We start from the raw sequence: 7,729 nt of genomic DNA on the forward strand, positions 1-7,729 counted from the left end.
AAAAGGGAACCCATTATCTACTTAATTGAATACAAAAAGCCCCTCGTCCAAAGGGACGAGGAGCCGCGGTACCACCCTATTTTAGAGCTTTTTAAACAAATAAAAAAAGCTCTCACTTTAATGAATAACGGTTAAACCGGACACCTCTACTTGCCTGAAAAGGTTTCAAGGGACTGCTCCGGAGCGAACTTCATTCAACCCATTTCCCTAGAAACGCTCTCAATCTCCGGCGTTTCCTCCCTGTAAGAAGGCATTGAAATACTTTTCTCCATCAAAGCATTTACATCGCTATGTAATTTTCATCATTCTACTTTAATAACTATTTGGTGTCAATAGTTGGAATTAAAAAGATAAAATCACGGAACCATTATACTAATCTGCCCGTTACTTCAGCAAAGAAAAAGAATCGTCTAACTGCTTGGCAGCCAGCGATCCTTTTTAAGTAACGTGTCCCATTAGCTCAATCCGATGGGTAACATGCGGGAATGATCCAAGTTTGAGTGTCGAAACTCATTCTTTGTTTCAACTCACGCCTCTTTCTTCGACCGCCCGAATAAAGTGCCCATCTGGATCATAAAAGGTAAAATAACCGAAATCATTAGTGAATTCTGGATTTTTATCGATGTGGGCTCCTGCTTGTTTAATCCGTCCATGCAAAGCAAGCAAATCATTTGTAAGTAATTCAATCATCGTCACGTGCCCCGTGCTGCTTGTGATAAAGAATGAACGCGGAAATTCAAACTTCAATTGTGTGACGTCTTCCGGTTTGGTTTCCATCAAAAAAATACCTGGACCGTTTCCATTCTTCAATCCAATATGCGCCTCTCCAAACGAATAGTCTGCTGAAATCAATTCATACCCCAACGCATCGCAATAAAAATCCACCGATTTTTTCAAATTTGTGACTGGAAATCTCATACAGCAGTAACCGATCACATCTGCACCATTCGTTTTTTTATTTAACATTTTCTTCAACCTATGTACTTTTCGCGACTTCATTCAACTATCCTGCCCGTTAGCGCAACAAGACTGCCAATCGAACTGGCAGCCTTGTCATGAACTATCGTTTCCCGTTAGCGTAATTAAAATCGGAACGAACCGAGGGGCGATTGTTCTATAGTACCTTTTTCAATTGATACTTCTTTATTCCTTCTGGAAATCCTTCCAGAATACCATATATCTCATATCCACATTTAACATAAAAACCAGGAGATTGATAACTATATGTACATGTTTCAACTAAAATACATCCTTTTCCCTTTGCTATTTCCTCAACTCCTGCAATAAGTTTTGAACCATAGTCCTGACCTCTGTACTTTTCATCAACCCATAATACATCGATGTACAAACAATACATGAACATATTACACATAATTCCACCTACAACCTCATCATCCTTAGTTTTCAAAATAAGGTTAATCGTATCACTCCATTGTTCATCTAAAGGTCGAGCGTTTCTTCTGTTATGTTTTATCAAACCATCGCAGACAGCCTTAGTATCTTCCTTAGACCAATCTTTTGAAATCACCAAATCTTCTTGTAAATTATCATTCATAATATTGTCCTACCTTTCAGTAATGATATATTGGTTTTACATATTCGTGAATCGAATAAATTATCCTCCCGTTACTTCAATGAAAACGGCAGCTGATCGTTTGACCAGCTGCCTCTATATCATGATTCAACTATCGTGTCCCGTCAATAAAATGAGCATCTAGCATCCGCCGAGCATAGAAAGACCGCCATTGAAGGCGGTCAAAAATTTATCATTTCTGCCCAACAATAAGTCATGGGGGGATAATAAGATTGCATCTGTTTAAAAAGAGTATTCCAATCATAGAGAGGAAGCCTGAGATGATTCGCTGTAAGTCCTGATTTTATACATCAAAGGAATTAATTCTGTTAGTCACAGCCATTCACCTTAATTAGAGCGTCTCAACCAATTTCTGAATCTTTGAGTGGGAAATTAAATATACATTGCCTATAATGTCGATTTTACTGTTCTTTACACGTACAGCACCATCTTTGTCTGCCGCCACATAAATATCCATTTTTTCTGATAAAGGGAAACGTTCCTCAATCAACGCGGTGTCATGATCAAAATGAGCTTCAAAAGAAAAGTGATTAAGAGCCATACCTTCATAAACAGTGCATTTAAACAAATATTCATCGGACATGTTCATCCCACCAGCACTTGTTCCCATTACAACAGCATTACTTATTTTAATCAAATCCGATAATTCATTTTTCATCAAAAGGTGTTTTTGGTGCCGAGAGTTTCCTCCACATAAAAAAACGACAGAGGCGTTTTGAATTAATCGCTGGGCATCTTCCTTCTGCGTACGGTGATCAATTAAATGATATTCATCAAAAAAAATGTTAGCCTGATTAAACCATGTCCTCTCAAAAACATCATCAACATTAACCTGCTCATCTTCATAATCAGGCGATTTAGCACTAATTATAACAAGCGATTTTCTGTCTGTTATATCTTCATGCAACACATTGACTAACTTCTCAGAAAAGCCCTTATCATAAAACCAATCTAAGTAATAGTGAGTTTTCATAAGTAATTACCTCCATATGTACTATTTACATTCATCCATTCTTAACGATAAAACATTTTATACACGCTGAAAGATGAACGATTCTTCAGCCACTTCACTTACAATCGCTTGTACAATTTTCATAAACCATCTACATTAATCTACATTACCATAACATGGAAGTATAGTGTGAGAAATATATTTCCATGTTAACGGAGTCAATGACTTGAATCTTGTGTTTACTTTCACAAATATGTATTTCAACTATTATTTCATTGACCTCTCGAACCACTTTCACGACATATTCTTACTGAATATTGCCATGCTGACTTCCCGATTTACCTTCAAAACATGTCCTTGCTAAATGTTGCCACGCTTACTTCTTGATTCGCTTTTAAAACACGTCTTTTCTGAATGTTGCCACACTTACTTCTTGTTTCACTTTCAAAACATGTCCTACTGATTGTTGCCATGCTAACTTCCCCGATCCGCTTTCTAAACATGTCTTTATAAGCAAAATACACGTATTTCTCTTCAAGCAACAGGACGTTGCGGACGTTACACCCTCAAAATTCTCTTGGGGCAGATCTTGCAGATAACGTCTTATTCACGAATTTCGTAAATAATTCCATATGTAGGGTATTCGCGAAACTTTTGCGCTATCCTGCCCGTTTAGTTCAACAAAGATGTCCACCACGGGATAAAAGTTACTTTAAAACCTTAATCATTTAGGTTTTGCAGGATGTTTGATGCTTAGCAAGTCCGCTCCTTTATAGAGTGAAGTATACTCGTAAGTTGCCAAATACTCTTTGCTTTCTTCGATAAGATTCCAAGTGTTCATATTATCAATTGTTAATAAAAATTCTTGTTGTTGGCGAGAGTTAGGATCAATCGCTTTAGCCCAATATTGCTTCCCTGTAGTCCCCTTTTCGGTTATCTTTATATAAGATGACGTGCTCTTTTTCGACTCTGAACAACCAGAGACGAACATTATTATTAAAATAAAAGGAATCAGAATAATAATGCTCCATTTACCCATTAATCAAAAACCTCCACATTCAAAGCATCTTCCAATTAAAATATTCGTCTTCCTACTGAAGTATCCTACATTTCCTAATGTTGCTCCGGAACACTGCCCGTTAGCTCAGTAAAGGAAAAGAATCGTCTGACTGCTCGACAGACGGCGATCCTATTTAAGTAACGTTCTCCATTAGCTTAAACAAATTGAAAGTAATAATTTTTTATCAATTGCCTCCAATATGAAAGACACCAATAACGGTTTTACCATCAACGTCATATAGCGGGATATTATGACCACCTGGGGGCAAACTCTTTTGTATGGCTAGAGCTTCCTCGGGTGTCTTAGGTTGCTCACCCACTAAATCTTTTTTCAGTACATATCCCATAATACCATCCACACCTACTGCACCAATTAAATCAGGTTCTTGATCTGGTCCAGCAGGGTATGGTCCATTACCATAGGTTTGTCCTCGTTCGTTAACAGGGTAATTAGGACCATCTTCTGAAGCTTTAACAAGATATTCATTCTCTGGAACTGTAGTTCCGTAATTATATGGATAGTCCAAGCCCGGCTCAGAATATAGAGCTATTCCTGTTACAAAAATCAGCCCTGCGAAAACTACGATATAAGATTTTTTCCCTATTTTCATAATTCCACATTCCTTTCTTTTTGCCTTGAAAAAAAGTAAATTTACCAATCGTTCCAATAATTATACGATTATAACATCGTATTTGTTGCGTTATCCTGCCCGTTAGTTCAATAAAGTACGATTAGAACTTTGCATAAATATGAATGTTTTTCCACTTAAACTACCAAACGCGACAATGTAGGTAACTTTGTGTCATATAACGATTATGTAGGAACATTTGTGCATTTTTGTATGACGCAAATGTTCCTACATAAAACAAGAAAAGCCTGAGTTATCAAGCTTTTTATCGATAAGTTATGTCGGCACTTTTGTATCATTGGACACCATACACAAAATGCCTGAACAACCCTTACTCTTGTCATTACTGATGTACAACAGCAAGCCACCGATTGTCGTATTAGGTGGGGTGAAATGTCACTATTTTCTTGTCATCCGACAAAGGCATCAAGGCCAATCAAATTCAATAAACAATCCAATATTGTCTGAGTCGAAAACATCAAATTCAGGCATTTATCTTCTTAGTTCATTAATGACAAAAGTTTTTTCTGCATACTGGTATGGAATCAGGATACTAATACGTTATATTTAGGAAAGGACTAAATTGGAAAAAGGAGAACAACCTAATATGAAAACGGAATTGCAGAAAATTGGTGAAGATTCCAAGCAAATATGGGCAGCATTCATGGATACGGTACGTCCGTTTCGAGAAGATTTATGGAATTACTGTCGTAAAATAACAGGCTCCCCCTGGGAAGCTGAGGATTTACTGCAAGATACGCTGCTTAAAACATTCGGATCATTATCTGCCATATCACATCGGGGCCAACCGTTGCAAGCAAAGTCTTATTTATTCAGGGTGGCGACGAATCATTGGATCGACCAATGTCGGAAACGGAGAGTTCCAATCGATTCATTGGATGAGGCAACATCCATCGAACCTTCATCTGTAGAGGATCAAACACGCCCCGTTATCGTAAATGAGGCAATCGAATTGCTGGTAAGACAGCTCCCAGCAAAGCAGGTGGTCGTTCTAATCTTAATGGAGTCCTATCATTTTACTGCTCCAGAAATAGCAAGTTTACTCGCAACAACTGAGAACGCCGTTCATGCCACGTTGCGTAGAGCCCGGTCCAATATAAGAAAACTTCGTGATTGCGATTTTATTGTTGGGACAGAGTCAGACGAAGAAGAATCTACAATTCATAAGGAAGTAGTTCAACGCTTTATAGATTTATATAACAAATACGATTTTCGAGGGCTTGCTTCTCTGATCGACGACCATGCGGTGTACAGCTTTGTTGCAATGTCCAGCAAGGAATATGGTAAATCAGTCATAACAAAAGCTTCACTTAATCCGGATCGTGAGCGGAGAACCGATATTAAGGCCATGCCCGCTATACTCTGGGGGCGTGCAGTGCTTTTATTTACTATTATAGATGAATCTGGTAACGTTAAGGCGCTTTTTGATATTAACTCCCTCGAAGTACAAGATGGCAAGATTGTATATTGGTCCTGTTACTATTTCTGCAGGGAATTTATGAATGCGGCAGCGGATGAGCTAGGGCTTCCACTTGAGCCGGTTATATGGTCGTAAAAATAAGGAGGAAATCAACATGTCATTTATTGGGGAAAAGCGTAAACAAATCGGGAGTTCTTTAACCGTACTTTTAGTAAATGATCTAGAAAAATCGAAAAAGTGGTATTCAGACGTTCTCGGATGTGAGGTAACAGACTGGTGGGCGGTACGTGACGGATTAACAGGTATCGCGTTCAAGTTACTTCAGGCAGCATCTCCAGAAGATGTTCATCCCAACAGGGCAGGAGTCGGTGAAAAAGCTGGCTGGAATGTGTATGCTTATGTAGAAAATTGGACAGAATTAGACGCTCTTTACGATGAGTTCAAAGCGAAAGGTGCAACCATTGTAGTTGAACCGTGGATATACATACCTGGAGGACCATGGAAGGAATTCGTGATTGAAGATCCGGATGGTTATGGAATAGCATTTGGTGGAGTCGATACAAACGAAAAATAGGATCAAATTATGGGTTGAATAACTATAAGACCCATTTTTCTTTTCATAACTTTAATGCAGATGAATATTAAAAAGGAGCTGTCCTTGTGGCAGCTCCACGCTATCGTGTCCCGTTAGCGCAACGACTTACTCTGTTGAATTTCGTGTTCCTCAACATAAAGCGGCATCAGAGAAGGCGGATCGTACCTTATCGCGGCCTTTAAACGACAAAATGGTGCCGATAGCCATAGCCCCATAGCCGCAACGAAATAATGAGCCTAATCCGACAGTGCCCGCATGATGTTGGATTTCGCCTCTGCCGCAATCGCTTCATTTCCGTCATCGACCGCTTGCATTAAGATCAGTACGGGGATGTATACCGCGATCAGCCGCGCCAGCAGCTTCGTTTCCTCGTCCGCTCCTCCGTACGTTTCGAAAAACACGCCGCGAGCGTAAGGTGGTAAAAAGCTATAAGCAACGCTCAAATCGCAAGCCGGATGGCCTACGCTCAGATCGCCCCAATCAATGATGCCGGAAACGATCCCGTTCTCATTCACAAGCATATTTTTGAAATGAAGATCGCCATGTAGCAGTGCATTCACCGCCTCGACACGGTCCTTTTGCAGCCTGCTAATATACGCTTCGATCACACCGGACTCCTCCGGCGACAAGTGTTCAACCACCTTCGATAGAAAGCCCTCCAATTTCACTTTGCGCGATGCTATGTCCGTCAAGTTTCGATGATCTTGCTGAACTCCGCACTTCAGCGCCGCCTGCACCGGAAACTCATGCAATCTCCGCAAAAATTTCGCCAGCGTCTCTGCCGATAAAGCCCGGCGTTCTTCCGTCAAACCGATTGGGAAATCTCCTGGCACGTAGGCATAGCCAAGAAATGGTGCCGGGTATTCGTCACTTGCTTCGCCATAAAACAACGGTTTCGGATAGGGGATGGTCATATATGCCTCCAGCTTCGGCAGCAGCTTCCCTTCCATACGAATCGAGCCAACTGCAATCGTTCTTCTTGGAAACCGGAACACGTACTCGTCACCGATGAGAAAAACCGTATTGTCCCAGCCCCAGCCCAATCGCTTCACTTGCTTCGATGACAGCTGAGGGAATTGTCTGCCGATCAGCGTCCGCGCCTGCTCTTCGTTAACCTCCCACTCCGCATCCCATACATTCGTTCCTCCCATGAATTGTCTGCCTCCTCGTTCCTTACGTTATTTAGATGTTTACATTCCCTGGAAGTTACGCATAACTGCCCGTTAGTTAAGAAAACGGCAGCCGATCATCATGATCGGTTGCTGTCACGTTATACTATCGTGTCCCTAATAAACATCTGTTTTAAAACTCACTCAACAAATCTGCCTATTAATTGTACTAAGGAAACCGAGACCCTTGGATGATGGCTCGGGACGGAATCGAACCGCCGACACTAGGATTTTCAGTCCTATGCTCTACCAACTGAGCTACCGAGCCTTATGTTTGATGGATGATCACT

8 protein-coding genes, 1 tRNA gene and 1 other annotated feature are annotated in these 7,729 nt (G+C 40.5%); of the genes, 2 read left to right on the forward strand and 7 right to left on the reverse strand.

Annotated elements, in window-relative coordinates; translation table 11 throughout:
- Nucleotides 1-48 precede the first annotated feature (48 nt).
- Nucleotides 49-284: a binding site (T-box leader), on the reverse strand.
- A 238-nt stretch (nucleotides 285-522) separates the two neighbouring features.
- The 5 genes from E0485_RS24050 to E0485_RS24070 form a co-directional block, all read right to left on the reverse strand.
- Complete coding sequence (locus E0485_RS24050) at nucleotides 523-966, reverse strand: VOC family protein (RefSeq protein WP_165921283.1); 444 nt, start codon at nucleotides 964-966, stop codon at nucleotides 523-525.
- A 148-nt stretch (nucleotides 967-1,114) separates the two neighbouring features.
- Entirely contained in the window at nucleotides 1,115-1,555 is a 441-nt protein-coding gene (locus tag E0485_RS24055) for a GNAT family N-acetyltransferase (protein ID WP_132420585.1), read from the reverse strand.
- A gap of 370 nt (nucleotides 1,556-1,925) precedes the next feature.
- Nucleotides 1,926-2,567: a Type 1 glutamine amidotransferase-like domain-containing protein gene (locus E0485_RS24060; RefSeq protein ID WP_132420586.1), complete on the reverse strand. Its 642-nt coding sequence runs from the start codon at nucleotides 2,565-2,567 to the stop codon at nucleotides 1,926-1,928.
- A gap of 703 nt (nucleotides 2,568-3,270) precedes the next feature.
- Complete coding sequence (locus E0485_RS24065; RefSeq protein ID WP_132420587.1) at nucleotides 3,271-3,585, reverse strand: hypothetical protein; 315 nt, start codon at nucleotides 3,583-3,585, stop codon at nucleotides 3,271-3,273.
- Between the two features lie 205 nt (nucleotides 3,586-3,790).
- A complete protein-coding gene (locus tag E0485_RS24070) occupies nucleotides 3,791-4,216 on the reverse strand; it encodes a hypothetical protein (RefSeq protein ID WP_132420588.1) in 426 nt (141 codons plus the stop codon).
- Between the two features lie 625 nt (nucleotides 4,217-4,841).
- Here E0485_RS24070 and E0485_RS24075 point away from each other — a divergent pair.
- Nucleotides 4,842-5,810, forward strand: a complete 969-nt coding sequence (locus E0485_RS24075) for an RNA polymerase sigma factor (protein WP_132420589.1) — start codon at nucleotides 4,842-4,844, stop codon at nucleotides 5,808-5,810.
- A gap of 19 nt (nucleotides 5,811-5,829) precedes the next feature.
- Nucleotides 5,830-6,249 carry a VOC family protein gene (locus E0485_RS24080; protein ID WP_132420590.1) on the forward strand — a complete coding sequence of 140 codons (420 nt, stop codon included), beginning with the start codon at nucleotides 5,830-5,832 and terminating at the stop codon, nucleotides 6,247-6,249.
- A gap of 257 nt (nucleotides 6,250-6,506) precedes the next feature.
- Here the strand turns inward: E0485_RS24080 and E0485_RS24085 are convergent, their stop codons facing one another.
- Nucleotides 6,507-7,421, reverse strand: coding sequence for a phosphotransferase (locus tag E0485_RS24085; protein WP_132420591.1), 915 nt, complete (start codon nucleotides 7,419-7,421; stop codon nucleotides 6,507-6,509).
- A gap of 213 nt (nucleotides 7,422-7,634) precedes the next feature.
- Nucleotides 7,635-7,707 (reverse strand) — tRNA-Phe (locus tag E0485_RS24090).
- Nucleotides 7,708-7,729: the final 22 nt, after the last annotated feature.

The sequence above is a fragment of the Paenibacillus albiflavus genome (assembly GCF_004344915.1).
In the GTDB taxonomy this organism is placed as follows: Bacteria; Bacillota; Bacilli; order Paenibacillales; family NBRC-103111; genus Paenibacillus_AM; species Paenibacillus_AM albiflavus.

What these genes read in the sequence shown, in the direction of transcription:
- E0485_RS24050 (WP_165921283.1), bottom strand. Translation starts at nt 966, where the DNA reads ATGTTAAATAAAAAAACGAATGGTGCAGATGTGATCGGTTACTGCTGT.
- E0485_RS24055 (WP_132420585.1), bottom strand. Translation starts at nt 1,555, where the DNA reads ATGAATGATAATTTACAAGAAGATTTGGTGATTTCAAAAGATTGGTCT.
- E0485_RS24060 (WP_132420586.1), bottom strand. Translation starts at nt 2,567, where the DNA reads ATGAAAACTCACTATTACTTAGATTGGTTTTATGATAAGGGCTTTTCT.
- E0485_RS24065 (WP_132420587.1), bottom strand. Translation starts at nt 3,585, where the DNA reads ATGGGTAAATGGAGCATTATTATTCTGATTCCTTTTATTTTAATAATA.
- E0485_RS24070 (WP_132420588.1), bottom strand. Translation starts at nt 4,216, where the DNA reads ATGAAAATAGGGAAAAAATCTTATATCGTAGTTTTCGCAGGGCTGATT.
- E0485_RS24075 (WP_132420589.1), top strand. Translation starts at nt 4,842, where the DNA reads ATGAAAACGGAATTGCAGAAAATTGGTGAAGATTCCAAGCAAATATGG.
- E0485_RS24080 (WP_132420590.1), top strand. Translation starts at nt 5,830, where the DNA reads ATGTCATTTATTGGGGAAAAGCGTAAACAAATCGGGAGTTCTTTAACC.
- E0485_RS24085 (WP_132420591.1), bottom strand. Translation starts at nt 7,421, where the DNA reads ATGGGAGGAACGAATGTATGGGATGCGGAGTGGGAGGTTAACGAAGAG.